The organism is Dactylosporangium sp. CS-047395 (genome assembly GCF_050942185.1).
Classification (GTDB): domain Bacteria; phylum Actinomycetota; class Actinomycetes; order Mycobacteriales; family Micromonosporaceae; genus Dactylosporangium.
Genome location: NZ_CP192015.1, coordinates 10,290,835 through 10,316,209, shown reverse-complemented (window position 1 = coordinate 10,316,209; position 25,375 = coordinate 10,290,835). Strand labels below are relative to the sequence as shown.

Below are 25,375 nucleotides of genomic sequence, written 5' to 3'. Positions count from 1 at the left end.
GTGGGTGCCTGGTGCTCGCCACCGGCGAGGCGTTTTGATCGGGTCCACGAACGGCGATCGTGCTTGATGGGTGGGCGCCTTGAGGCGGATATTTCCGCGGTTTCTTGGGCGTTTTGTCACGTTTTGGTGGTGAAAGTCCGTTGAGTGGGTGGACAGGGGCGGCAGGTCGGCGGAGAAGCCGCCTACGATGGGTCGCAGACGTTTGAGGGAGCGCTGACCCGTGTCGATTTTCGAGAAGATCCTCCGCGCCGGCGAGGGCCGGATGGTGCGCAGGTTGAAGGCCGTCGCCGACGCCGTCAACTCGCTGGAGGACGAGTATGCCGACCTGACCGACGAAGAGCTCGCCGGCATGACCGAACAGTTCAAGGAACGGCTCGCCGACGGTCAGACGCTGGACGACATCCTGCCGGAGGCGTTCGCGGTCGCGCGCGAGGCGGCCTCCCGGGTGCTGGGCCAGCGCCACTACGACGTACAGATCATGGGCGGCGCGGCCCTGCACTACGGCAACATCGCCGAGATGAAGACCGGTGAGGGCAAGACCCTGACCTGTGTCCTTCCGGCGTACCTCAACGCGCTGTCCGGCAAGGGCGTGCACGTCGTCACCACGAACGACTACCTGGCGCAGCGCGACGCCGAGTGGATGGGGCGCGTTCACCGCTTCCTCGGCCTCACCGTCGGCACGGTGCTGCCCAACCAGCCGTCCAGCGCGCACAAGGCCGCCTACGAGTGCGACATCACGTACGGCACGAACAACGAGTTCGGCTTCGACTACCTGCGCGACAACATGGCCTGGTCGAAGGACGAGCTGGTGCAGCGCGGGCACAACTTCGCCATCGTCGACGAGGTCGACTCGATCCTCATCGACGAGGCCCGGACCCCGCTGATCATCGCCGGCCCGGCCGAGCAGTCCGCCCGGTGGTACCAGGAGTTCGCCCGCGTGGTGAACCGCCTGAAGCGCGGCAAGGAGGGCGAGGCCGACTACGACGTCGACGAGTCGAAGCGGACCATCTCGGTCACCGAGCGCGGCGTGACCAAGGTCGAGGACCAGCTGGGCATCGACAACCTTTACGAGTCGGTGAACACGCCCCTGGTCGGCTACCTCAACAACGCGATCAAGGCCAAGGAGCTGTACAAGAAGGACAAGGACTACGTCGTCAACGAGGGCGAGGTCCTCATCGTCGACGAGTTCACCGGCCGCATCCTGCACGGCCGGCGGTACAACGAAGGCATGCACCAGGCCATCGAGGCCAAAGAGGGCGTCGAGATCAAGCAGGAGAACCAGACCCTCGCCTCGATCACGCTGCAGAACTTCTTCCGGCTGTACTCGAAGCTGTCCGGCATGACCGGTACCGCGCAGACCGAGGCGGCCGAGTTCAACAAGGTGTACAACGTCGGCGTCGTGTCCATCCCGACGCACCGCTCGATGATCCGCATCGACCACCCCGACGTGATCTACAAGACGGAGAAGGCGAAGTACAACGCCGTCGTCGAGGACATCGTCGAGCGGCACAGCCTCGGCCAGCCCATCCTCGTCGGCACGGTCTCGGTCGAGAAGTCCGAGCTGCTCTCCCAGCTGCTGCGCCGCAAGGGCATCCCGCACGCCGTGCTCAACGCGAAGTTCCACGCCAAGGAGGCGGAGATCGTCGCGCAGGCCGGCCGCAAGGGCGCGGTCACGGTCGCCACCAACATGGCCGGCCGCGGCACCGACATCCTGCTCGGCGGCAACGCGGAATACCTCGCCAACGCCGAGCTGCGCCAGCGCGGGATCACCGAGGAGGAGACGCCGGACGAGTACGAGAAGGCGTTCGCCGAGATCCTGCCCGAGTTCGAGAAGCTCGTCGAGGACGAGTCGGACGAGGTCACCGACGCCGGCGGCCTCTACGTGCTCGGCACCGAGCGGCACGAGTCCCGCCGCATCGACAACCAGCTCCGCGGCCGCTCCGGCCGGCAGGGCGACCCGGGCGAGTCGCGCTTCTACCTCTCGCTGCAGGACGAGCTCATGCGCCGCTTCCGCGCCAGCGCGGTCGAGGCGGTCATGGACCGGTTCAACATCCCCGAGGACGTGCCGATCGAGTCGAAGATGGTCACGCGCCAGATCAAGAGCGCGCAGACCCAGATCGAGGCGCAGAACGCGGAGATCCGCAAGAACGTCCTCAAGTACGACGAGGTCCTCAACAAGCAGCGCAAGGTCATCTACGCCGAGCGCAAGCGCGTGCTCGACGGCGAGGACCTCAGCGAGCAGGTCCGCAACATGATCGACGACGTCATCGGCGCCTACGTCGTCGGCGCCACCTCCCTCGGCGAGACCGCCGAGGACTGGGACCTCGAGCAGCTGTGGACCAGCCTCAAGCAGCTCTACCCGGTCGGCGTCACCATCGAGGACCTGGAGGAGGAGGGCGGCGGCCAGATCGACCCCGAGTTCCTGCGCGTCCAGCTCATCGAGGACGCCCACGCCGCGTACGACCGCCGCGAAGAGGAACTCGGCGCCGAGGCCGTCCGCGAGCTCGAGCGCCAGGTGCTGCTCAACGTCATCGACCGCAAGTGGCGCGAGCACCTCTACGAGATGGACTACCTGCAGGAGGGCATCACCCTCCGCGCCTACGCGCAGCGCGACCCGGTCGTGGAATATCAGCGCGAGGGCTTCGACATGTTCCAGCAGATGCAGGAGGGCATCAAGGAAGAAGCGATCGGCTTCCTCTTCAACCTCGAGGTCCACGTCGAGGAGGCGGTCGAGGAGATCCCGACCGAGTCCGACGACGAGGCCGACAGCGATGCTCCCGCGGTGCGCCTCTCCGACCACCCGGTCGAGATCCGCGCCAAGGGCCTGGGCGGCAACCGCGCGCCGCGCTCCCTGCAGTACTCGGCCCCAACCATCGACGGCGCCGCCGGCGAGGCCGGGGTCGTGATCGAGCAGGAGCAGGCTCCCGCGCTCGGCCTCGGCACCAACGGCTCCTCGGCCGGCGAACGCCCTTCCCCTTCGGCGCGCCGGTCTGGGCCGCCTTCGCCGGGGGTGCGCAAGCCTTCGCCGGGGCAGGCGACTGCGGGGAATGGGCCGTCGCGTAATGCTCCTTGCCCTTGCGGCTCGGGGAAGAAGTACAAGCGCTGCCACGGCGCCCCGGGCGGACCGGCCTGATCGGCGCGCTGGATCGGCTCCTCGGAAGCGGGCGTCTCCTTTGGTGGGGGCGCCCGCTTCCTTTTGTGCTTGTGAGCTCGCCCGGCCGCTAGGTCTTGCCGCTGGGTTCTGCGGCTGGGTTCTGCGGCTGGGTTGTGCGGCTGGGTTCTGCGGCTGGGTTCTGCGGGCTGGGTTCTGCCGCTAGGTTCTGCCCGCTAGGTTCCTAGCCGCCCAAGCCGAAGGCGCTGCGGTGTCGTCTCGTGCTGCGGCGCCGTCTCGTGCTGCCATGTGGTCTCGTTCTTCCGCGGCGCAGTCTTGCGCTGCGGCGTCTCGTTCTTCTGCGGCGTCTCGTTCTTCTGCGGCGCCGTCTCGTGCGGCGGTGTCGTCTTGCGCGGCGGTGTCGTCTTGCGCGGCGGTGTCGTCTTGCGCGGCGGTGTCGTCTTGCGCGGCGGTGTCGTCTTGCGCGGCGGTGTCGTCTTGCGCGGCGGTGTCGTCTGGTTCTTCTGCGGCGCGCGTCTCGGTCTTCTGCGGCGTCTCGTTCCTCTGCGGCGCCGTCTCGTGCTGCGATGTCGTCTTGTGCGGCGGCGTGGTCTCGTGCCGCGGCGGCTGGGATTGCGGTGCGGGGTTTCGCAGGGTCGAGGAGCGGCCGCCGCAAGTGCTCTTGGGGGAGTGCGGCGGCCGCGCTCGTGTGGGTGGGTCTCCTTGTTGGGGGCGGTCGCCGTGGACGAGGCCCATCGAATACACGGCGACCGCGCTCTGGGCGGTGGCTTGGTTGGGCGGCCGCCGCGGAGGAGGCGAATCGGATCCGCGGCGGCCGCGCCCTTGGGGGTGGGTCTCCTTGGTCGGGGACGGTCGCCGTGGACGAGGCCCATCAATCCACGGCGACCGCGTTCGGGGCGACCGTCTTCGGGTCGGCGACGGTCGCGCTCGTTGGTCGGTGCGGGTTGGATCCCAGTGCACCCGCCGCTTCGAGAGCTACCGAGCACACCGGGGGAACGTGTGGTGGGTGGCGGCCATCGCGCCCCGGCACGAGTGGGCGCGATGGCCGCCGGTGGAGGGTTGCCTGCCCGGCCCACCGAATCCGGGTAGGTGCCCTCCGGGGCCGCCGCTCGACCGGTCCCTCCCCAAACGAGCGGCGGGTGCGACGGCGGAGGCCGGGCCGTCCTGCCCCGTGCCGGGACGGACCGGCTGCCGCCGTGGTTGGCTGCGGCTACCGGACCGGAGATCAGACGAGACCGGCCGGTTGCCGCCGTGGACAGTAGTGGGTGTGGCTGCCGGGCGAGCCGGTTGCCGCTGTGGAGAGTGGGTGTGGCTGCCGGGCGAGCCAGTTGCCGCTGTGGAGAGTGGGTGTGGCTGCCGGGCGAGCCAGTTGCCACCGTGGAGAGTGGGTGTGGCTGCCGGGCGAGCCGGTTGCCACCGAGGGGTCGCGGCGGTCGGACCTGTTCCGGGCTGGGTCGGCCACCACCATGTGGGTGCGGTGGTGGGCTGCTGACCACCGTGGTGTGTGCGGCGGCTGCACCCGTGCTGGGAGGGGCTCACCGCAGCCTTGGTGTGAGCGGCGGCCAGGCGCCCACGAGGGGACGGGCCGAGTCGCCGCCGGTTGGCTGAGTGTCGTCGCCGCACCTGGCACCGTTTTCGGCGGTGCTGGCGGATAAACGGCGGCCGTGGGGTCAGATGACGGTTACGACGGTGCAGATCCAACCGAGTACGCCGGTGTTGGGGCGGTCCTGCTTTTCCATGCGGATCGCCATGGCCCAGGCGACCGGGCCGTGTTCGAGCACGACCACGCCCTCGGCTATGCCTGGTTTTGGTTCGGTCAGGAGCAGGCGGCGGATGCGGACCAGGGTGCCCTGGCGGGCGGCCTGGCCGGGGGTCATGCGGATGCGGACGGTACGGCGCAACAGTTGGTCGCTGATGTCGCCGAACTTCTTGGGGTGGGCGAGCGGGCGGAGTTGGTTGGGCGGGCGGTACCCGTTGAGGACCTCCACGCACAGGCTCGTGAAGCGCTTCGCTGCCTTGTAGGCCTCGGAGCGGGACGTCGGCAGCGGCGCCGGGGCCGGGGCCGGGGTTGGCTTGGCCGGCTGGGGGTCGGGTGCGGCGCCGGACCAGTCGAGCGGGAGCGGGTCCATGTCGTAGGCCGGAGCTGCGGCGACCAGGCGTAGTCGCGGCGGGTCGACCACCGGTGGGTCCAGGGGCGGGGGTAGGCGCAGGACCACGGCCGGGCCTGGGGCCGTCGGCTGGGCCGGCGCGCGGAGGGCGTGGCTCGGCTGCTGGTTTCGCCGGGCGCGCGTGGTGCGGCTCGGCCGTTGCTCGGTGATCGCCGCCATGAGAAGCCCCCCGATGCTTGCGTTTGCCTTCGATTGCCTCCAGGAACCGTTCTATCGAGGGCGCGCGGAACCGTCAAGAAGCCTGCGTTTGCTTACGTTTGCCTATGACCCGGTTGAGACCCGTTGGTCCTTTCGCGCACGCGCGCCATCCGTGTCCGGAATGCCCCGGGTCAGGTGAGGTCTGGATCTTCGCGGTCGACCAGGGGGTTGGTGCGCACCCACTCGGCGGTCTCGGCGTACTTGCGCTCGATGTACTCCTCGAGCTTGCTGCGCTCGATGCGCCATTGGCCGCGGCCGCCGACCTTGATCGCTGGCAGTTCTCCGCTGCGCACCATGTGGTACACCTGCGAGGCCGACACGTTCAGCTGCTCGGCTACGTCGGCCATGAGGAGAAACCGCGGCTCCATCGGCTCAGTTTGCCATCGTTCGCTTGTCACTGGTTACGATGATCGCGAGAAGACCTGCCATGACACGCCCGACATGCGTGTCGAAACCCGGGCAAGGGTGTAGGACAAGAGCGTGACGACGGACTCCACGCGCGTGTATCTGCCCGCGACGCTCGCTCAGCTCGCCGTCCTGCGCGAGAGCGGCGAACTGCCGCCGCCGACGGAGGCGCATGCGGTCACTCCGTCGCTTCGGGAGTGGTATGCCGAGGGCGACGAGGAAGAGCTGGAGTACGTGGCCTTTACCCGCGCCGCCCAGAGCGCCCTGCGACTCCTGCGCCACGACGACAAGGCCCCACGGCGGCGCGTCGTGATCTCGGCGGACCTGCCGGCGGTGCAAGTGAAGATGGACGGGCTCGAACTCGGATCGAGCCTGGTCGACATCTCCGGCAAGATCGCCCTGGCCACCGTCGCCGCCATCCACGTCGACGGCCAGGCGGCCGAGGCGGACGTCGCAGCGGCGGCGGACGTGGTCGAAGAGGCCGAGGCCGGAGACCCGGACGCACAGTTCACCGTCGACGGCGCCGAAGACCACGAACTCGAGTGGTACGACCCAACCGAACTCGACACCCTAATCAACTAGCCGAACAACCGATGACCAGCGATGACCAGCGAGACCGGGCAGCGGACGACCTTCCGCTGCAAGGAGGGCCAGGTGCGGTTTGAGGTGGCTCAGGTAGACGGCAGCGGATGACTTCCCGCTGCGAGCAGGACCGGGTGCGGTTTTGAGGGGGCGTGGGTGGAGCGAAGCTCCCCCACTGTTCTTCAGGACATCGAACGGTAACCAACGGTGCCAGGGCGCCCATACAGCGAACTGCCCTTCCGGTGCTCGAAGACAACAGCGCCAAAACTTCGCGGTGCTAAAAAACAGCCCCTAGTCCCGCTTCAGTGTTCGACCGACCAGGATCATCGCGACGAAGGCGCCCGCGAAGAGCAGGATCAGGCCGTGGTTGACCTGCTCCGGCAGGCGGTTGGCGATGATCGCGGCGTCGAACTCGCTCTCCTTCGCCACGGCGTGGGAGAGCGGTAGGCCGCCGATCCAGCCGATCAGGGCCGCGCCCAGGGTGAGCAGGCCGGGGATGCCGCCGGCGAGCGGGTACGCGGGCCACGGCAGAGCGAGTCCGGTGCGCCGCAGGTAGCCGAAGGCCATGGCGCCGGCCGCGATGCCGCTGACGATGGACGAGGTCAGCTGCAGCCGGTACGACGCGTCGGCCATGCTGCCGACGGTCTCCTGGTTGCCGAAGAGGTCGACGAGGTCGTTCTGAAAGTACGCCACGAGGAGGCCGATCGCGGAGGCCAGCACGCCCGCCGCCGCGCCCGCCGCGATCGTGCTGATCGGCCGTGCCCCGGCGACCAGGCCACCGAGCGGGCCGGCGATCGCGACGGTGACCGCGACATAGGTCACTGAAGGTCCCGAATGGTACGCCGCGAGCATCCCGCCCATCGCGAGCAGGCCGATGGGGAGGCCGCCGATCACGGCGTACAAGAGCCGCTTCTGGATCTTTGCTTCTGGCGCGAAGCGTCCGACCGAGAGGACGCCCAGCGCGGCGGCGGCGATCAGGGTCGGGGTCAGCACGCCGGGCAGCACCAGTGCGGCGACCGCGGGCCCCGGGACGTGCCCGTATGCGGAGAAGAGGGTCAGGAAGAGCAGCACGAGCGCGAACCCGGCCACGAACACGGCGCGCGTCGGCCGCCACGTCTCCACGGGTTTCTCGGTCACCTCAGCACGCTTCGCACCCACGGGGTAGAAGCGTACGCGAGCCGGTTTGTCAACCCGCGACCCGTGCGATGACACGCTGCGTGACGGAAAACAACGCTGTGTGATCGAAATCCGGAGCCCCTCCCGACCCGTGCGAGGATGGAGAAAACCTCGCCAACGCTGCCGAGACGACGTGGGAGACCCTCATGGATGCCTTGATCAACGTGCCTGAGCCCGTAAACGAGCCGGTGCACGGATACGCCCCCGACACCCCGGAGCGGGCGAGCCTGCAGCGCCGCCTCGGCGAACTCGCCGGTGAGCGGCATGAACTGACGATGACCATCGATGGCGAGCGGCGGATGGCCGCCGGCGAGCCGATCGAGGTCGTGCAACCGCATCGACACAGCCAGGTGCTGGGCGTCACGCACAACGCGACCACCGACGACGCCGCGCGCGCCGTGGCCGCGGCCAAGCGGGCGGCTCCGGCCTGGCGGGACCTGCCCTACGCCGAGCGGGCCGCCGTCTTCCTTCGCGCCGCCGACCTGCTCAGCGGCCCGTGGCGGGACACGCTCAACGCCGCGACGATGCTCGGGCAGTCCAAGACGGCGATCCAGGCCGAGATCGACTCCGCCTGTGAATTGATCGACTTCCTTCGCTTCAACGTGTACTTCGGGCAGCAGATTCTCGCCGATCAGCCCCGCTCGTCGGCAGGCGTGTGGAACCGCTTCGATCACCGCCCGCTCGAGGGCTTCGTCTATGCGATCACGCCCTTCAACTTCACGGCGATCGCGGGCAACCTGCCCTCCGCGCCGGCGCTCATGGGCAACACGGTGCTCTGGAAGCCGTCGCCGACCCAGCAGCTCGCCGCGCACTACACGATGCGCCTCTTCGAGGCGGCGGGCCTGCCGCCCGGCGTGATCAACATGGTCACCGGCGACGGGCTGGCCGTGTCCGACGTGGCCCTGGCCGATCCGGAGCTGGCCGGCATCCACTTCACCGGGTCGACCGCGGTGTTCCGCACGCTCAACCGGACCGTGGCGTCCAATGTGTACCGTTCGTACCCGCGCGTCGTCGGCGAGACCGGCGGCAAGGACTTCGTGATCGCGCACCCGTCGGCCGACCCGGCGCCGCTGATCACGGCCCTGATTCGCGGTGCGTTCGAGTACCAGGGGCAGAAGTGCTCGGCCGCGTCGCGGGCCTACGTGCCGGCCAGCCTCTGGGCGCGGATCAAGGACGAGCTCGTGGCCACCGCCGAATCCATCACCTACGGCGACGTGACCGACTTCAGCAACTTCGGCGGGGCGGTGATCGACCGGCGCGCCTTCGACCGGCATGCGGCGGCGCTGGATCGCATCAAGAACTCCTCGGCCTGCACGGTTGTCGCCGGGGGTACGGCCGATGACGCCGAAGGATTCTTCGTCCGCCCGACGATCGTGGAGTGCACGGATCCCTCGCACGAGGTCTTCACGACGGAATACTTCGGGCCGATTCTCGCGGTGCACGTGTTCGACGACGCGTCCTTCGACGACGTCGTGACGCAGGCCGAGTCGGCTGCGCCGTACGCGCTGACGGGGTCGATCTTCGCGACCGATCGGCAGGCGGTGGAGCGGGCCGCGCATGTCCTTCGGTTCGCGGCCGGCAACTTCTACATCAACGACAAGCCGACCGGGGCCGTGGTCGGGCAGCAGCCGTTCGGCGGTGGGCGGGCCTCGGGGACCAACGACAAGGCCGGGTCCTGGCACAACCTGCTGCGGTGGACGTCGCCTCGGACGATCAAGGAGACGTTTGTGCCGCCTACCGATCACCGGTATCCGCACATGGGGTGATCTCGCTTCTGGCGGGGGTTTTCTTCAGTGGGAGCCGCGGCGTTGGCCTTTTGGGGTCGCGTCGCGGCTTTCGCGTTTCTCGTGGTTGGAGCTGCGCCGGCGGTGGTTTTCGGGCTCGGAAAAATGTCGTACCCCGCGCGTAGGGTTCCTGATAGGTCGATCGGGTTTACGCGGGGGCCGGCGGGGCTCGACTCGACTGATTCGGTGAGGTTGTGACCGAACGGGAAGGGGGAGTCGATTGGACGGCGAATCAGTGGCGAGGGCGGGCCACGGCGACGATTTTGTCGAGCGTGAAGGCTCGTTCGTCGCGGCGTAGGCGGCACCAGGCTTCGATGGTCGAGCCCGCGAGTTCGGCGTTTTCGATGACGCGTTCCGAGGCGCGGCCATTGGCGTCGCCGTAGCGGATCCAGACCGGCGTGCCGTGCTCGACCGCGTCGGCCAGGAGCCGGGCCTGTTCCGGGCGCAGCTGGGGCGCTCGGTGGCGGATCTGCTCCAGGGGCGAGGCGTCGCGCTGCAGGGGGACGGTCAGGCGGGCGGCGAGCTCGACCGGGTCGACGGCCGGGCGAATGCGAGGAGAAGGGGCAGCGCGTACGGGAGAAGGGGGACGAGTCACGGTGACCTTGGTGGCCTCGGTCGAGGCGTGAAAGCCGGCCTCGCGGAGGGCGGTCAGGGTGTCGGAGGCCGACGACGGCGCGGCGGCGACCGTGGGGGCCAGGCGATCCAGCTCGGGCAGCGCGTCCGCCAGGCTGTCCAGCAGGGCCGGGTCGTCGGCGACGATCACGCTGGGCGGGGCGAGGACCTTCAGGGAGGGCTCCGGCAGCAGGTGCGAGGCCACCTCGGCGACCGAGCGGCCGTCCGCGAGAGCGCGGCCGAACGGGCTGATCGCGAAGACGTCGGGGTCGAGCATGACGCAGACGCCGAGCAGCGTGGCCTCGGCCACGATGGCGCTCACGACATCGGCCAGGGGAGTTGCCGGACCGCCGCTGCCGTCGGAGGGCGCGGGCGTCGCGGCGCGGGCGGGCAGCGGGGCGGTCCAGTGCACCAGTGGGGCGAGGGAGTCGGTGCCGCGTACGGCGGTGTCCGGGGGGAGGTCGTGCAGGACCCGCACCACGACCCGGCGCAGCGGTGTGCCGGACGACCACCAGGTCGACAGGATGCGTGCGAGGCGGGTGGCGTCCGGGGCCGGCGGCCCTGTCTGCGGTACCACCTGGCGATAGTGCGCAGCCAACGGCACGTCGCGGCTCGGGTCGGCGGCGTACTCCAGAAGTGCCCGCGCCGCCTCGGCCGCGGCTTCGCGGATTGCTGATCGGTCGGCTGGGATCAGGGAGGGGGCGGGGGGTACCGGGGCGAAGGGTTCTTCGTCCGACGTTTCAAGGAGCAGGCCGGGGGAGAGCCAGAGGTCCTCGCCGTCCGGCCAGGCCAGGGCGCGTTGGCTCAGCACGCGCAGGGTTGCGTCCAGCTCGGTGTCGTCGGGGGAGCGGTGCAGCGCCGCGGCCAGCCGGGCGCGGGAGACCGGGGAGGGGCCCAGGCGGGTCAGCGCCTCGAGGACCTGTACGGCCGGCAAGGGCAGCTTGGCCACCACCTCGCTGACCGCCGTGCGGGTGACCAGCCGGCTCGCGAGCTGCACCAGGTCGCCGGGTGACGGGGCGATCAACGCGTCGGGGCGGCGGCGGAGGATCTCGCCCAGGTCGCGCGCCTCGAGACCCTGCAGCCAGCGGACCAGTGCGCCTCTCGTCACGACTGGTGACCTTATAGCGTGGGCCGGTGACCAACGAATCGGCCGGCAGCGCCGCCGGCATCCCTGGCAGCGCCAACGGCGAACCCAGCAACGCTGCCGGCATTCCATCCATTGCCAACGGAGAATCCGACAGCGCCACCGGCATCCCGCGGAACGCGAACGGCAACTCCGGCTCCGGCTCCGGTTCGGGCTCCGGCTCCGGCTCCGAGACTGGGAACGGCATCTCGGGTAGCGAGGGCGGCGTTTCGGGCGGCGCGGCGGGCGTTCCGAGCGGCGCGGCGGGCGTTCCGGGCCGTGCGGCTGGCGCCGCTGGCAACCGCGGCAGTGTCGGAGGCCAGGCAAGCAGCGTCGGAGGCCAAGCGAGCAGCACCCCTGGGAACACCGGGGCGGGGGGCGAGGCGAACGGCGCCGCCGGGAATTGGACCGATGCGCATTTCGGGGAGCAGGGCGGGCGCCTCACGTACGGGGACTATTTGCGCCTGTCGGGGCTGCTCGAAGCGCAAGTCCCCGAGTCCAGCCCGCCCGCGCACGACGAGTTGCTCTTCATCACGATCCATCAGGTGTACGAGCTGTGGTTCAAACTCGTCCTGCACGAGCTCGAGGACGCGCGGGACCGGTTGCTCGGCGGGGAGACGTATCTGCCGCGGGTGAGGTTGGAGCGATGCCTGTCGATTCAGCGCGTTCTGGTCAGTCAGGTCGACATCATTGACAGCATGACCCCGCAGGACTTTCTGCGGTTCCGCAACAAGTTGTCGCCGGCGTCGGGGTTCCAGTCAGGGCAGTTCCGGGAGATCGAGTTTCTGTCCGGGTTGAAGGACCCGACGTACCTCAAGCGGTTCCGCGGGCTGTCCGAGGTGGAGAAGGAGCGGCTGGAGCGGCGGCTGGCCGAGCCGAGTCTGTGGGAGGCGTTCCTGACCATGCTCGGCAAGCACGGGTTCGCGGTGTCGAGCGCCGAGGAGCGGTTCGAGTCGTTGCTGGCGATCTCGCGGGACCGGGAGCGGTACGGGCCGCTGTGGGATCTTGCCGAGGCCATGGTCGCCCATGATCAGGCCTGGTCGCTGTGGCGGGCGCGGCATGTGCTCATGGCTGAGCGGCAGATCGGCACGAAAGCCGGGACGGGTGGGAGCGCCGGCGGGGCATACCTGCGGTCGCGGGTCGAGCTGCGCTTCTACCCGGAGCTCTGGGAGCTGCGCAGCCTCATGTGAAGCAGCCCCATGTGAAGCAGCCTCACGTTGAGCAGCCTCATGGGAAGCAGCCCCACGACCAGGACTCCCCGGTTTGTGCCATCGGGCGCGCCGAATGGAAAACGCGTGGCGGCCCTCGCCTACCGTCTCGGGTAAGGGGAGGGACGGTCATGAAGACGAGCGCGAAGACGATGCTGGGCAGCCGGTACCGGCTCGAGTCGGAGGTGGCCCGGGGCGCGATCGGCGCGGTCTGGCGCGCGTACGACTCGCAGGCCGGTGAGTGGGTCGCGGTGAAGGTGCTGCGGCCCGAGGCGGCGTCCGTGCCGGAGCTCAAGGACGGCTTCCTCGGCGAGGCCGAGCTGCTGGCCGGGCTCGATCACCCGTCCGTCATCCGGGTCAAGAACCTGGTCAGCGAGAAGAGCATGCTCGCGATCGCCATGGAGCTGGTCACCGGGCCTGACCTGCGCCGCCGGCTGCGGGCCGAGGGGCCGTTGCCGCCCGCGGTGGCGGCCGAGGTGGTCGCGCAGGTGGCCGACGCGCTCGCGTACGTGCACGCGAACAACATCGTGCACGGCGACGTGAAGCCCGGGAACGTGCTGGTCCCGACCGACGGCGGGCCGGTGCGCCTGGCCGACTTCGGGGTCGCGCGCCGGCTGGACCGCCCGGCCGGGCCGACGCACGCCACGCCCGAGTACGTGGCGCCGGAGGTCGTGGCCGGGGGCACGCCGAGCCCGGCCGCGGACGTCTACGCGCTGGGCGTCGTGCTGTTCGAGTTGATCTGCGGCCGCAGCCCGTACCGCGGCGGCTCGCCCAACGAGGTGCTGCGCCGCCACGCCGACTGCGTGCCGGTCCCGCCTCCGGGCATGCCGGCCGCGCTCTGGCCGGTGATCGAGGCGTGCATGGAGATCGACCCGCGCATGCGGCCGACGGCGTCCTCGATCGTCGGGCGGCTGCGCGCGGCCGAGGGCGCGCTGGACGGGTTCGAGCCGCTGCCCCGCCTGCCCGCCGAGGCGGTCACGTTCTGGCAGCGCTCGGCCGAGCAGACCGCGCCCGTCTCGGCACCGGTCCGCCGCGTCGACTGGGTCCCGCTGCCGACCGCCCCGACGTCCCCGGCGGCCGCCTCGGCGGCGCTGATGATGGCGGTCCCGATCTCCGAGCGCCCCACCGACGTGATCGACACAAGCGCCCAGGCAACCAACGTGATCCAGCCGCGCACGCCCGCAACGGACGCGATCGAACCGAGCACGCCCGCAACCGAGGTGATCAAGTCGAGCGCGCCGGCAACCAACGCGATCGAACCGAGCACGCCCGCAACGGACGTGATCAAGCCGAGCACGCCCGCAGCCGACGTGATCAAGCCGCGCACGCCTGCAACCGACGCGAACAAACCGAGCGAAACCAGCAAACCGAGCGAAACCAGCGAAACGAGCGAAACCAGCGGTCCGGCAACCGAGGTGATCGCGGCGAGCATGTCCGCCACCAACGCTAGCGAAACGAGCGCCCCGGCGCCCAACCTGACTGAGTCAAGCACGCCCACCAGCACTCCAGCGGCCGGCGTGGCTGAGCCGAGCACGCCCGGCGTGGCTGGGCCGAGCACGCCAACCAGCACTGCAGCGCCCGGCGTGGCTGGGCCGAGCACGCCAACCAGCACTGCAGCGCCCGGCGTGGCTGGGCCGAGCACGCCAACCAGCACTGCAGCGCCCGACGTGGCTGAGCCGAGCACGCCCGACGCGGTCGCCGCAGCGATGGCCGCCGGCACGCCGCTGTGGGCCGGCCCCAACCCCACGCCCGAGATGATCATCCCGCCGCAGCGCAACGCGTCGCCCGATGAGCCGCCCACGCGGCTGCGGGCCGGGTCCGCCGCGCCGGAAGAGCCCGAGACGGAGATCGTTTCCAAGCCCGAAGAGCCAACCGCGCCAATTGTACCGATTGTGCTGTTCGGCCAGGAACCGCCGGTCCGCCCGGCCCACGTCACCCCGGAGGAGACCGCCGACCGCCTGTTCGAGCAGTTCGGCGACCACGCCGCCCCCACCGGGGACGACCGGCCGACCGACACCCGGCGCAAGCAGCGGCGCGTCCTCGCCGCGATCGGCGGCGGCCTGCTGCTCATCGCGATCATCGCCATCGGCGCCCTGCTGCTGACCGGCGGAAACGACAGAACCGACAACACGGGCGACAAGAAGGTCAACGCCACCACGCCGGCCCCGGCCGCGTCCACCCCGGCCGGCGGCGAGCCCGCGGCGAGCGCCACGCCGGGGGAGCCGACCACCGACCCGGCTGCGACGGGCGACCCGGGCGCGGGCGGCGGCGAGGCGAAGCCGACCAAGAAGGCGCCCACGACCGCTCCGACGCCCACCAAGACCGGACTGCCGGGCATCGGCGACCCCATGCCCCCGTTCCCGACGATGCCGAGCATGCCCGCCTTCCCGACGTTCAAGCAATGAGCGCCCCCGTACGGATGTCCTAAGTCGACAGTCGCAGCGCGACAGTTCACAGTGGATTTGCCGAAATGCTGGACTGAGCTGTCGAAAGATGGCAGCGTGGCAGGCATGGCGGATTCTGGAGTCAACGCGACCGCGGCGGCCCTGCTGGGGCTGTTGCACGAGGGACCGATGACGGGCGGCCAGTTGATGGCGGCCGCGCAGCGCCGGCTCGGGCCGTACTGGTCCATGACGCGCAGCCAGGTCTACCGCGAACTTCCGGCGCTGGCCGACTCCGGCTACGTCAAGCTCGGCAAGCCGGGGGCGCGCTCCAGCCAGCCGTACGCGATCACTCCGGCCGGCAAGCGCGCCTTCGCCCGGTGGCTGTCCGAGCCGGCGGGGCGCGAGGCGCTGCGCAATCCGGTGGCCCTGCGGGTGGCCTTCGGCGCCCAGCAATCGGCCACGCAACTGCAGGACGTCTATGCCCAGGCGGCGGAATACCACAATGCCGCGCTGACCGAGGCGCGCGAAATGGCGAAAGAGGCCAAGAAGAGCGGCGACGACTTCTTCGCCGCCTCGCTGGAGTTCGCGGTCGGCTATCACAAGGCGGCGATCACCTGGCTCAAGAGCGCGCCGGGCAAATAGGCGGTAGCGGGTCGGCGTACCCTTGATGCGTGACTGCTCTGGACCACGCCGAATCCCTCAAGAATCTCGACGGCACCCTGCGCAACATCGAAGCGGTGCTCGACCTCGGTCGACTGCGCAAGGAGAAGGCCGATCTCGAGGAGCAGGCGTCGGCTCCCAACTTGTGGGACGACCCGGCCGCCGCGCAGAAGGTGACCTCGCGGCTGTCCTACGTCCAGGGCGAGATCAACCGGCTGGAGTCGCTGCGCTCGCGGCTGGACGACGCCCAGGTGCTGCTGGAGCTCGCGCAGGCCGAGGCGGACGCCTCCTCGCTGCACGAGGTCGCCGACGAGATCACCGCGCTGTCCAAGTCGATCGAGGACCTCGAGGTCCGCACGCTGCTGTCCGGGGAGTACGACTCCCGCGAGGCGCTCGTGACGATCCGGGCGGGCGCGGGCGGGGTCGACGCGGCCGACTTCGCCGACATGCTGATGCGGATGTACCTGCGCTGGGCCGAGCGGCACGGCTACGACACCGACGTGTACGACACCTCCTACGCGGAGGAGGCCGGCATCAAGTCGGCCACGTTCGCGGTCAAGGCCCCCTTCGCGTACGGCACGCTCTCCGTCGAGTCCGGCACGCACCGGCTCGTGCGGATCAGCCCGTTCGACAACCAGGGCCGCCGGCAGACGTCGTTCGCGGCGCTGGAGGTCGTGCCGGTGGTCGAGCAGACCGACGAGGTGGACATCCCGGACGACGAACTGCGCGTCGACGTGTACCGCTCCAGCGGCCCCGGCGGCCAGGGCGTCAACACCACCGACTCGGCGGTGCGGCTCACCCACATCCCGACCGGCATCGTGGTGTCCTGCCAGAACGAGCGCTCGCAGATCCAGAACAAGGCCACCGCCATGGGCGTGCTGAAGGCCAAGCTGCTGGCCCTCAAGCGGGCCGAGGAGGCGGCGAAGATGGATGCGCTGCGCGGCGACGTGGCCGGCTCGTGGGGCGACCAGATGCGCTCGTATGTGCTGCACCCGTACCAGATGGTCAAGGATCTTCGCACGGAGCACGAGACGGGCAATCCGACCGCAGTGTTCGACGGCGACATCGACGCGTTCATCGATGCCGGCATCCGCTGGCGCAAGCAGCGCGAGCTCGACCCGGCCGCGTAAGGGCCGCTTGATCATCTCTTCGCAGTGCGTCGATGACGCACCGTGATGTCGTGCGTCCGCAGCAAAGTGTTATGTATGTCACACTCGGCCGAGGAATCAAGCGCTGCCCTGCGGGAAGCGTCCCCGGTTCGGGTCCGCATTCCTCACAAATCGCACATGACGCACCGCGTGTACTAGCCCCACTTGTCACACCGCGTAGACTCCACTCCCGTGATTCGGCTTGACCACGTGACGAAGACGTACCCGAAGGCGTCTCGCCCCTCTCTTGACGATGTCTCCGTCAACATCGAAAAGGGCGAGTTCGTCTTCTTCATCGGTCCCTCCGGCTCAGGCAAATCCACGATCATCAAGCTCTTGCTGCACGAGGTCCAGCCCAACCGGGGCAAGGTCGTCGTGAACGAGCGGGACGTGACGTCGATGCGCTCGTGGCGGATCCCGGCCTTCCGGCGCCAGATCGGCTGCGTGTTCCAGGACTTCCGGCTCCTGCCGAACCGCACGGCGTACGAGAACGTGGCCTTCGCCCTCGAGGTCATCGGCAAGTCGAAGGGCGTCGCCCGCCGCGTCGTCCCCGAGGTGCTCGAGCTCGTCGGCCTGGGCGGCAAGGAGCACCGCTACCCCCACGAGCTCTCCGGTGGCGAGCAGCAGCGCGTCGCCGTGGCCCGGGCGTTCGTCAACCGGCCGCTGATCCTGCTGGCCGACGAGCCGACCGGAAACCTGGACCCGGACACGTCGATCGAGATCATGCGGCTGCTGGACCGGATCAACCGGACCGGCACGACGGTCGTCATGGTCACCCACGACTCCAACATCGTGAACCAGATGCGCCGGCGGGTCGTGGAGATCGAAAGCGGCCGGATCGTGCGGGACCAGCCCCGCGGTGTCTACGGCTGACCCCAGCCTTAGTCCGCACCGCCCCCCGTCCTCCTGCTGGGTCCGCTGGGAAGGAACCCCCACCCGATGCGCGTGAGATACATCCTGACCGAAGTCCTGACCGGACTCTGGCGCAACGTCACGATGACCATCGCGATGATCATCACGATGACGGTCTCGCTGACCATGCTCGGCGCGAGCCTGCTGCTGTTCTTCCAGGTCGGCAAGATGGAAGACTTCTTCTACCAGCGGGTGGAGGTCTCCGTCTTCCTCAAGGCCGACGTCTCCGACGACCAGCGCAGCAGCATCGAGAGCGCGCTGAAGTCCAACGGCCTGGTGAAGTCGTACGAGCACGAGACCAAGGAAGCCGCCTGGAACCGCTTCAAGGAGCAGTTCAAGGACGCGCCCGACCTCGTGGCGGCGACCAAGCAGGACTCGCTGCCGGAGTCGTTCCGGATCAAGCTGAAGGACCCGAACAAGGTCGCCGACTTCAGCGACCAGTTCCGCACCCAGGAGGGTGTCAGCGACATCATCGACCAGAAGCAGCTGCTGAAACGGGTCTTCGACCTGCTCGGCGCGCTGCAGACGCTGGCGCTGACGGTCGCCGTGGTCCAGGGCGCGGCCGCGCTGCTCCTGGTGGCCAACACCATCCAGGTCGCCGCGTACAGCAAGCGGCGTGAGGTCGCGGTCATGAAGCTGGTCGGCGCCTCGAACTGGTTCATCCAGATGCCGTTCGTCCTGGAGGCGGTCTTCGCCGGCCTGATCGGCGCGATCCTCGCCTTCGGGGCCCTGGTGGCCGCGAAGATCTTCTTCATCGACGGCTCACTCAAGGCGCTGACAACGGTGCTGCTGCCGGTCGACTGGGGCAACGTGTGGATCATGCTGCCGGTCCTGTGTGGCGCCGGTGGTCTGGTCAGCGCCATCACGGCCTGGGTCACGCTGCGGTTCTACGTGCGCGTCTGATCGCATCGCACGCTTCGAGGGCGGGCTCCCACTTCGGGGGTCCGCCCTTTTGCGTGTCCTCCGCCACGAACGGCGCAATTATCGGAAATTTCGGACTTATGGGCTTTTTCCGGCGTACCGTAACCCCCAAGTGGTACTTGGAGGGTTGCTTCCGTGAACCGAATTCGGGTCGGCGCCGCAGTTGTCGGCGTCGTGCTGATGCTGCTCGGCCCGGGTACCGCCGCGCGGGCCGACGCCGGCGACGACAAGGCCCGCCTCGACAAGCAGCTGCAGGAGACCCAGGCCACGCTCGAGGCGGCGACCGACAAGGCGCAGCAGGCGGCGGCCGACCATGATCGCGCCGAGGCCGCCCTCCCCGGGGCGCGGCAGAGCCTGGACGACGCCAAAGGTCGCGTGATCGCGGCCGATGCGGCGGTACGGCAGGCCGAGCGCGACCGCAACGCCGCCGACGCGGCCTTCGAGGTCGCCGACGCGGGGTACGCCGAGGCCAAGCGCCAGGTCGACAAGGCCCGGCAGGACGTGTCGGTCTTCGTCGCGGCCACGTACAAGGGCGGCGGGTTCGCCATGGTCAACTCGGTCCTCGACTCCGGCGGGCCGACGGATCTGGCCCTGCGCATCGAGTACCTCAACCAGATCGCGATGGCCAACCAGGCCGCCGTGGACGAGTTGACCGCGGCCCGGATGGACGCCAAGAAGCACAGCGACATCGCGGTGCTGGCGCTGCGCCGGGCCCAGGAGGCCGCCGACGCCGCGCAGCGCAGCCTCGACCAGTCCCAGGACGCCCAGGCCGGCGCCGAGCGGGCCGCCGCCGACGTGCAGACGCTGCTCGATCAGAGCGCCCAGGCCGAGGCGACCGCGAACCAGGAACGCGGCGCCGTGCTGGCCCGCTACGACGCGCTGAAGCACGAGAGCGACCGGGTCGCCGAGCAGCTGCGGGCCGAGGCGCAGGCGGAGGCCAGGCGGGCCAAGAAGAGCACTGGGGGTACCAACGCGAAAAATGCTCCCCCGAACACCGTTATCGGCCCGAAGGTGGGCGCGTTCTTCCTGATGCCCGTGCACGGCTGGAAATCGAGCAACTTCGGGATGCGCTTCGACCCGGTCTACAAGGTCTATCAGCTGCATGCGGGGGTCGACATCGCCGCCGGGGGCGGGCAGCCGATCGTGGCGGCCGCGGACGGGGTCGTGGTGCGCGCCGGGCCGTCGGGCGGCAATGGCAACTACACGTGCATCTCGCACGGGCTGTATCAGGGCAAGGGGCTCGCGACCTGCTACGCCCACCAGTCGGCCATCCTGGTGCGGGTCGGCGAGCGCGTGAGCCGCGGCGAGCTGATCGGGCGGGTGGGGACGACCGGCGCCTCGACCGGGTACCACCTGCACTTCGAGGTGCGGCTCAACGGTTCGCCCGTCCAGCCGCTCGGTTGGCTGCCGGGATGCCTCTGCTGAGCGAATCCCCTTGCCGGGCGCGCTACGCTTTCCTTCGATCGAGAGTTTCGACCTGGAGACTTCCGATCGGGAGACTCAGGAGGGGTCCATGCCGCGCGAAAAGGGGCGCAAGCTGGTCGCGTCCAACCGGAAGGCGCGGCACGACTACGAGATCCTCGAGACGTTCGAGGCCGGCATCGCGCTGACCGGGACCGAGGTCAAGTCGCTGCGGGCCGGCCGCTGCTCGCTGGTGGACGCGTTCGGCCAGATCTCCGACCGCGAGGTCTACCTGCACGCGATGCACGTGCCGGAGTACACGATGGGCACGTGGACCAACCACCCGCCCCGCCGCATCCGGAAACTGCTGCTGAAGCGGCAGGAAATCGACCGTATCGGGGCGAAGGTCCGGGAAAGCGGCCTGACGCTGGTGCCGCTGTCGGTGTACTTCTCGGACGGATGGGCGAAGGTCGAGCTCGCCCTCGCGCGCGGTAAAAAGGCCTACGACAAGCGTCAGACGCTGGCCAAACGCGACGCGGACCGGGAGATTGCTCGCGTTATGGGCCGCCGCGACAAGGGCAACGCAGAGTAGAGCACCTCCGGCGCGTGAGTAACGTGTCGCGATACTGCGAGCAATGCGTCGAGGCCATATAGTCCCTGCGTGACCGAGATTCGGGTCGATGTCGACCTCGAGCACCCACCCAGCGTGGTGTGGCGCGCGCTCACCGAGGCCCACCTCGTCACCGACTGGCTGCCGACGACCCGGTTCATGATCCGCGACGACGGCAGCTTCACCTTCCAGGCGACCGAGCTCACCGGCCTCGAGGACCCGATCGAGGGCCAGATCGTCACCGTCGAGAGCGAGCGGCGGCTGGTCATGCGCTGGGAGGCCAGCAATCTGCACACGGTGGTCGCCGTCACCCTGGCCGAGCGGGAGACCGGCACGCGGCTCACGATGACCCAGAGCGGGTTCCTGGGCCCGCAGGGGACGATGCGGCGGCGGACGCTGCTCGGGACGTACACGAAACTGTTCAAAGGCCCGTTGACCGCGACCCTGGCCAAGATCGCCGCAACCCCGGCGCCGCCCCCGGCCGAGCCTCCTCCCCGGCGCAACGACGGCGGCCCCTTCAACCGCCTGCCGCGCCAACTGAACGCCCCGAGCCGCTCGGCACCCGGCCTCAGCTCCTCCCGCCGCTCGACCGCGGGCCCGCGCCCGACCACGGCCATGCCCGGCTTCGCGGCCGCCGTCCTCGGCGCCCGGGCCACTGGCGTCGCCAAGGTCACCGAGCCCACCGAGCCCACCGTGGTGGCGATTGTTCCTGGCCGCGGCCGCTCCTGGCTCCGCGCGATGTGGAGCCGGCTGGCGGGCGCCCGCGACTGGTCCGCCGACCGCCGCAGCCAGGCCGTCGCGACCGGCGCGGCGGTACTGCTCCTGCTCGCCCTGGCCGCCATCCTCATCGGCAAGGCGACGGCGCTGCACCCGGCCAAGCCCCCGCGCACCGGCGGCGAGAGCCCCGGCCCGGTCCAGGTCACCCTCCCCGGCGCCGCGATCGCTCCCAGCCGCGCCACCTCGAACCCGATCGTCTCAGCCGCCTCCCGCCCGCCGTCCGCGCTGCCGGCCTCACCCACGAACCCCCCGGCGACGGCGGTGGCGAGCGCGGCCCAGCTCACCGCGGCGTACCGCACGGAGGACCTGTCGCTCACCGCGTACCGGGTCACCGTGACGATCGCGAACCCGACCGCCATCGCCGCGTCCAACTGGCAGCTGGTCGTCCAGCTCCCCCTGCTCGACCTGAGCGTGACGAACGTCAACGGCGCCGTGATGGCCCGCACGGAGGGCCACCTCAACTTCACCCCGGTCGACGCCACCCGCACCCTCAAGCCGGGGGCCACCGCCACCGTCCGCTTCGACGTCGAGGGCCTCGGCGTGCGCAACGAGCCCTTCACCTGCACGATCGACACCCGCAACTGCACCGGCGCCACCGGATGACGCCTCAGGTATACCGGGATGAAACCCGGGCGCGGACGCGTTACTCTTGATCGGTCGCGCCGTGGTGGCGCGACAGCCAACACCACCCGCGCGGGGGTGACTGGTTTCGACTTTGTTTGCAGCGATAGGGGAAGCGAGCCGAGGAAGCCGACGTTGTCTCGCTAATCAGCCGTCGGAAAGTTATAAGCGCCGATATGAAGCGCTCCGAGCTCGCTCTCGCTGCCTAAGCTAGAGTCGAGCTCTGTCGGTCTGGGATTGCCTTCGGCCCAGTAACCGGCATCAGCTAGAAGGCTGGCCAACCGAGTCCGGTCACGGGGCTCGCGCGGTGAGATCAATTGTGACTGGGCCTGTCATACCAACTTGCTCGTGTGATTGGTAGGGCCGAGTAGAGACTTAACGAGCTGCGCTCGGAGAAGCCCTAACAAAGCGACGAAGGACCCGGGTTCGATTCCCGGCACCTCCACCACTGGAGATCAGCTGTGGCGGCCTTACCTACCGGTGAGGCCGCCACAGCCGTTTTCGACCCCAGCGGGAAGGCCGGTGGCCCGCGATGACGCTCCTGCGGTGATCGGCGGCGAGCGCGCTTGAGGTGAAGGGGCCGGCCCGGAGGCTGGGGTCGTTCGATCGATGCATCGGTATCGTGGGATGCGTGATCGAGCTGTTGTTCGAGCCGGGTGACCTGGCTCGGATCCGGTTCGCGCGCTCGCCGATGCAGGAGCTCGTGAGCAGTGTCCGGGTCGCTGGTCACGCCAGGCGGGTGCGGGTGCATCGGCCGTGGGTGCAGTCGGTGCGGGGGTCGGTCTCCGCGCTGCGGCTCGACCTGCTTGCGCCGCTGCTGGCCGACCCGAGGTACGTGCCGGAGTTCCTGGTGCCGGCGCCGGATCGGATGGGCACCAGGTTCGGCGACGAGCTGGCGCGGGTGCGCAGTGCATCCGAGGGCGCCGTGCGGGAGCAGCTGGAGCTGCTCGGGGGAGGTGCGCCGCTCGCTGCGGCGCTGCGTCCGCTGTACGACGATCCGCAGCGCCATCTTGGCCGGCTGGCCGCGGAGCTCCAGGCGTACTGGCAGGCCGCGATCGAGCCGATCTGGTCGCGGCTGGCTGGGCTGCTCGATGCCGAGATCGGCTACCGGGCCGACCAGTTGACCTCCGGCGGCATTGTGCGAGTGCTCGGGAGCCTGCACCCGGAGCTGGAGTACGCCGAGGATGCGCTGCGGATCCTGTGGCCCACGTGGCAGTCCCGCAACCGGCTCGACGGCACCGGGGTGCTGCTGGTCCCTTGCGTATTCGCGTGGCCCTCGCTGCTGGTCGACACCAGCTCGCCGAGTCCAACGCTCATCTACGGGCCGCGCGGGGTCGGCCAGGTCTGGCACGGCTCGGCGCGGTGGTCCGCCCCGCCGGTCGCCGACCTGCTCGGACGCAGCCGCGCGGCGCTGCTGGCGCGGCTGGACCTTCCGCAGTCCACCACCCAGGTCGCGCGGGAGCTTGGTCTCAGTGCGGCATCGGTCAGCGAGCATCTCTCCGTGCTCCGGCGCAGCGGGCTGGTCTCGTCCCGCCGATCGGGGCGACAGGTGCTGTACCAACGCACGGCCCTCGGCACCGATCTCCTGGGTGCCGCGTCCCGGCCGAGCGTTCGGTGACGGCCGAAGCGCAGAACCGCCGCGTCCCGGCCGAGCGTTCGGTGACGGCCGAAGCGCAGAACCGCCGCGTCCCGGCCGAGCGTTCGGTGACGGCCGAAGCGCAGAACCGCCGCGTCCCGGCCGAGCGTTCGGTGACGGCCGAAGCGCAGAACCGCCGCGTCCCGGCTGAGCATTCGGTGACGGCCGAATCGTAGAACCGCCGCGCCCGCCGCGCCCACCATGTCCGGGTCAGTGCAACGGACTGAGGGAGGCCACATGCGTGTGATGAAGGCGCTGCTGTTGTCGGCGGTCATCGTGGCGGTGACCGCGGCGCCGGCCGCGGCGTCCGGCCCGGGCGGCGGCGGGTGGGAGCCGACGAGCACCCCGCCGTTCGTCATCCCGGCCGGAGCGGTCTGCTCCTTCGAGATCAAGGGCGACATCGTCCGGGATCGCGAGCGGATGCGGACGCCGGCCACGTACCCGGACGGCTCGCCGAAGGTGCAGGACTTCGAAGGCGTGCTGGTGATCCGCTACACCAACACCAGCAACCACAAGTCGGTCGTCCGCGATGCCACGGGCTCGATCCGCGTGTACTACCTGGCGGACGGTACCAAGATCCAGCAGCTGCACGGCCACAACGCGCTGCCCGTCAAGGCGTCCAACGTGGGGTTCCCGGGCGGCGACTACGTGCTCAACGGGGATTTCGTCGTGATCGACCATCCCGACCACAACCGGGAGGTGCCGGTCCAGCTCGGCACCAAGGAAAATCTCTGCGTGACGCTGGCTTAGGCCCGGCCGCACGACGCGAGGAGGCGCCCGCCGCTCGACGGGGGCGCCTCCTTCGCGCGGTCGTCAGTCGAGGCGGGAGAGCTGGTAGTGCTCGATGAACCACCGCTCCTCGCCCCGTCGCAGCAGGACGCTCAAGCACCCCGTCACCATCGTCCGGTCCGGGCGGGTGAATTCCACGGCGAGGTAGCCCAGCATCAGGTCGTCCGCCAGGCGGCGGGCCTCCAGGATTTCGTACGCCGCGGTCAACCCGATCGGCTGCGCCTCGTAATAGGTGGCGACGCCGTCCGGGCCCACGCTGTACCGGTGCAGGCCTTGGAAAATCGCCTCGTCCGTGAACAATGCGGCCACCCGGCGGGGGTCGTGCGCGTTCACGGCGGATTTCCACTGTTCGAGAACCGTGCGCAGGGCGTCCATCATCTCAGTGTCCCGCGCTCTGGCCGCCGTCGACGTGGAGGATTTCGCCGGTGATGAAGGGGGCTGATTCCAGGTACAGCACGGCGTCCACGATGTCGGCGATTTCGCCCATGCGGGCCATCGGGTGGAGGGCGGCCAGGAAATCGTGGGTTTCCGGGGCGTGCATCGGGGTGCGGATGATGCCGGGGGAAACGGCGTTGAAGCGGATGCCGCGGGTCGCGTATTCGACGGCCAGGGAACGGGTCACGGCGTTCAGGCCGCCCTTGGTCAGTGCGGCCAGCGCGGACGGGACGTTGCTGTTCGCGTGGTCGACGAGGCTCGTCGTGATGTTGACGACGTGGCCGCCGCCGTTTGCGAGCATGGCGGTGGTGGCGCGCTGGGTGACTTCGAAGAAGCCGCGGTGGTTGACGCCGGTGACCAGGGCGTAGTCGGCCGCGGTGTACTCGGTGAAGGGCTTGGCCACGAAGACGCCGGCGTTGTTGATCAGGGTGTCGACGCGGCCGAACGTGGCCAGGGCCAGGGCTACCAGGCCGGTGCCGACGGCCGGGTCAGCGATGTCGCCCGGGACCGTCACGATCATGGGGTCGTCGGACTGGGGGATGGTGCGGGAGTTGGCGACGACGGCGTAGCCCAGCTTGCGGTACGCGGCCAGCAGTCCCGCGCCGATGCCCTGCGAAGCGCCGGTGATGATGGCGACCTTGTGCATGCTCATGCATCGAATCCTGGGGCGGCCGCGCGGGTGGTGCCAGGACCGGCTTGCTCGCTGCTGGTAG

Annotated in this window: 21 protein-coding genes and 1 other RNA gene; 16 read left to right on the top strand and 6 right to left on the bottom strand. The window is 69.7% G+C overall.

What is annotated here, in order from left to right; all coding sequences use genetic code 11:
* Positions 1-220: 220 nt before the first annotated feature.
* Positions 221-3,133 (top strand): preprotein translocase subunit SecA, encoded by a 2,913-nt coding sequence (gene secA, locus ACQP00_RS48135; protein ID WP_433210527.1) that lies wholly within the window; start codon positions 221-223, stop codon positions 3,131-3,133.
* Positions 3,134-4,782: 1,649 nt separating this feature from the next.
* Here secA and ACQP00_RS48130 read toward each other — a convergent pair.
* Positions 4,783-5,439, bottom strand: a complete 657-nt coding sequence (locus ACQP00_RS48130) for an Rv3235 family protein (RefSeq protein ID WP_433210526.1) — start codon at positions 5,437-5,439, stop codon at positions 4,783-4,785.
* 170 nt (positions 5,440-5,609) lie between these two features.
* The gene (locus ACQP00_RS48125) at positions 5,610-5,846 is read right to left on the bottom strand and encodes a helix-turn-helix domain-containing protein (RefSeq protein ID WP_433210524.1); all 237 of its coding nucleotides are present in this window, start codon (positions 5,844-5,846) and stop codon (positions 5,610-5,612) included.
* Positions 5,847-5,958: 112 nt separating this feature from the next.
* On the opposite strand from ACQP00_RS48125, the gene ACQP00_RS48120 reads away from it, so the two are divergent.
* Entirely contained in the window at positions 5,959-6,465 is a 507-nt protein-coding gene (locus ACQP00_RS48120) for a DUF6912 family protein (RefSeq protein ID WP_433210522.1), read from the top strand.
* Positions 6,466-6,756: 291 nt separating this feature from the next.
* Here the strand turns inward: ACQP00_RS48120 and ACQP00_RS48115 are convergent, their stop codons facing one another.
* A complete protein-coding gene (locus ACQP00_RS48115; protein WP_433210521.1) occupies positions 6,757-7,602 on the bottom strand; it encodes a hypothetical protein in 846 nt (281 codons plus the stop codon).
* A gap of 185 nt (positions 7,603-7,787) precedes the next feature.
* Between ACQP00_RS48115 and pruA the strand changes: the two genes are divergently transcribed.
* Positions 7,788-9,407, top strand: a complete 1,620-nt coding sequence (gene pruA / locus ACQP00_RS48110; protein ID WP_433210519.1) for an L-glutamate gamma-semialdehyde dehydrogenase — start codon at positions 7,788-7,790, stop codon at positions 9,405-9,407.
* Positions 9,408-9,657: 250 nt separating this feature from the next.
* On the opposite strand, the gene ACQP00_RS48105 is transcribed toward pruA, so the two are convergent.
* Positions 9,658-11,145, bottom strand: coding sequence for a hypothetical protein (locus tag ACQP00_RS48105; RefSeq protein WP_433210517.1), 1,488 nt, complete (start codon positions 11,143-11,145; stop codon positions 9,658-9,660).
* Between the two features lie 26 nt (positions 11,146-11,171).
* Between ACQP00_RS48105 and ACQP00_RS48100 the strand changes: the two genes are divergently transcribed.
* From ACQP00_RS48100 to ACQP00_RS48040, 13 genes are all read left to right on the top strand, one after another.
* The gene (locus ACQP00_RS48100; RefSeq protein WP_433210515.1) at positions 11,172-12,350 is read left to right on the top strand and encodes a tryptophan 2,3-dioxygenase; all 1,179 of its coding nucleotides are present in this window, start codon (positions 11,172-11,174) and stop codon (positions 12,348-12,350) included.
* 149 nt (positions 12,351-12,499) lie between these two features.
* Positions 12,500-14,773, top strand: coding sequence for a protein kinase domain-containing protein (locus ACQP00_RS48095; RefSeq protein ID WP_433210513.1), 2,274 nt, complete (start codon positions 12,500-12,502; stop codon positions 14,771-14,773).
* A gap of 105 nt (positions 14,774-14,878) precedes the next feature.
* Positions 14,879-15,394 (top strand): PadR family transcriptional regulator, encoded by a 516-nt coding sequence (locus tag ACQP00_RS48090; protein WP_433224275.1) that lies wholly within the window; start codon positions 14,879-14,881, stop codon positions 15,392-15,394.
* A gap of 29 nt (positions 15,395-15,423) precedes the next feature.
* On the top strand, positions 15,424-16,542 hold the full coding sequence (gene prfB, locus ACQP00_RS48085; protein ID WP_433210511.1) for a peptide chain release factor 2: 1,119 nt from the start codon (positions 15,424-15,426) through the stop codon (positions 16,540-16,542).
* 210 nt (positions 16,543-16,752) lie between these two features.
* Positions 16,753-17,433, top strand: a complete 681-nt coding sequence (gene ftsE, locus ACQP00_RS48080; protein ID WP_433051763.1) for a cell division ATP-binding protein FtsE — start codon at positions 16,753-16,755, stop codon at positions 17,431-17,433.
* A gap of 66 nt (positions 17,434-17,499) precedes the next feature.
* Positions 17,500-18,375, top strand: a complete 876-nt coding sequence (gene ftsX / locus ACQP00_RS48075) for a permease-like cell division protein FtsX (RefSeq protein ID WP_433210509.1) — start codon at positions 17,500-17,502, stop codon at positions 18,373-18,375.
* Positions 18,376-18,528: 153 nt separating this feature from the next.
* Positions 18,529-19,818: a peptidoglycan DD-metalloendopeptidase family protein gene (locus ACQP00_RS48070; protein ID WP_433210507.1), complete on the top strand. Its 1,290-nt coding sequence runs from the start codon at positions 18,529-18,531 to the stop codon at positions 19,816-19,818.
* An 88-nt stretch (positions 19,819-19,906) separates the two neighbouring features.
* Complete coding sequence (gene smpB / locus ACQP00_RS48065; RefSeq protein ID WP_433224271.1) at positions 19,907-20,386, top strand: SsrA-binding protein SmpB; 480 nt, start codon at positions 19,907-19,909, stop codon at positions 20,384-20,386.
* A gap of 69 nt (positions 20,387-20,455) precedes the next feature.
* Complete coding sequence (locus tag ACQP00_RS48060) at positions 20,456-21,784, top strand: SRPBCC domain-containing protein (RefSeq protein WP_433210505.1); 1,329 nt, start codon at positions 20,456-20,458, stop codon at positions 21,782-21,784.
* A 92-nt stretch (positions 21,785-21,876) separates the two neighbouring features.
* Positions 21,877-22,250, top strand: a transfer-messenger RNA (tmRNA) gene (gene ssrA / locus ACQP00_RS48055).
* Between the two features lie 183 nt (positions 22,251-22,433).
* Positions 22,434-23,420 carry a DUF5937 family protein gene (locus ACQP00_RS48050; RefSeq protein ID WP_433210503.1) on the top strand — a complete coding sequence of 329 codons (987 nt, stop codon included), beginning with the start codon at positions 22,434-22,436 and terminating at the stop codon, positions 23,418-23,420.
* Positions 23,417-23,614: a hypothetical protein gene (locus ACQP00_RS48045; protein ID WP_433210501.1), complete on the top strand. Its 198-nt coding sequence runs from the start codon at positions 23,417-23,419 to the stop codon at positions 23,612-23,614. The genes ACQP00_RS48050 and ACQP00_RS48045 overlap by 4 nt, the downstream gene beginning before the upstream one ends.
* Positions 23,615-23,675: 61 nt before the next feature.
* Positions 23,676-24,188: a hypothetical protein gene (locus ACQP00_RS48040; protein ID WP_433210499.1), complete on the top strand. Its 513-nt coding sequence runs from the start codon at positions 23,676-23,678 to the stop codon at positions 24,186-24,188.
* 63 nt (positions 24,189-24,251) lie between these two features.
* Here ACQP00_RS48040 and ACQP00_RS48035 read toward each other — a convergent pair whose 3' ends face one another.
* Complete coding sequence (locus ACQP00_RS48035; RefSeq protein WP_433210497.1) at positions 24,252-24,602, bottom strand: SgcJ/EcaC family oxidoreductase; 351 nt, start codon at positions 24,600-24,602, stop codon at positions 24,252-24,254.
* 4 nt (positions 24,603-24,606) lie between these two features.
* Complete coding sequence (locus ACQP00_RS48030) at positions 24,607-25,314, bottom strand: SDR family NAD(P)-dependent oxidoreductase (RefSeq protein ID WP_433210495.1); 708 nt, start codon at positions 25,312-25,314, stop codon at positions 24,607-24,609.
* Between the last annotated feature and the right edge of the window lie 61 nt (positions 25,315-25,375).

Coding starts and splice junctions, on each gene's coding strand:
- ACQP00_RS48130 (WP_433210526.1), bottom strand. CDS start 5,439: ATGGCGGCGATCACCGAGCAACGGCCGAGCCGCACCACGCGCGCCCGG.
- ACQP00_RS48125 (WP_433210524.1), bottom strand. CDS start 5,846: ATGGAGCCGCGGTTTCTCCTCATGGCCGACGTAGCCGAGCAGCTGAAC.
- pruA (WP_433210519.1), top strand. CDS start 7,788: ATGGATGCCTTGATCAACGTGCCTGAGCCCGTAAACGAGCCGGTGCAC.
- ACQP00_RS48095 (WP_433210513.1), top strand. CDS start 12,500: ATGAAGACGAGCGCGAAGACGATGCTGGGCAGCCGGTACCGGCTCGAG.
- ACQP00_RS48090 (WP_433224275.1), top strand. CDS start 14,879: ATGGCGGATTCTGGAGTCAACGCGACCGCGGCGGCCCTGCTGGGGCTG.
- ftsX (WP_433210509.1), top strand. CDS start 17,500: ATGCGCGTGAGATACATCCTGACCGAAGTCCTGACCGGACTCTGGCGC.
- smpB (WP_433224271.1), top strand. CDS start 19,907: ATGCCGCGCGAAAAGGGGCGCAAGCTGGTCGCGTCCAACCGGAAGGCG.
- ACQP00_RS48040 (WP_433210499.1), top strand. CDS start 23,676: ATGCGTGTGATGAAGGCGCTGCTGTTGTCGGCGGTCATCGTGGCGGTG.
- ACQP00_RS48035 (WP_433210497.1), bottom strand. CDS start 24,602: ATGGACGCCCTGCGCACGGTTCTCGAACAGTGGAAATCCGCCGTGAAC.
- ACQP00_RS48030 (WP_433210495.1), bottom strand. CDS start 25,314: ATGAGCATGCACAAGGTCGCCATCATCACCGGCGCTTCGCAGGGCATC.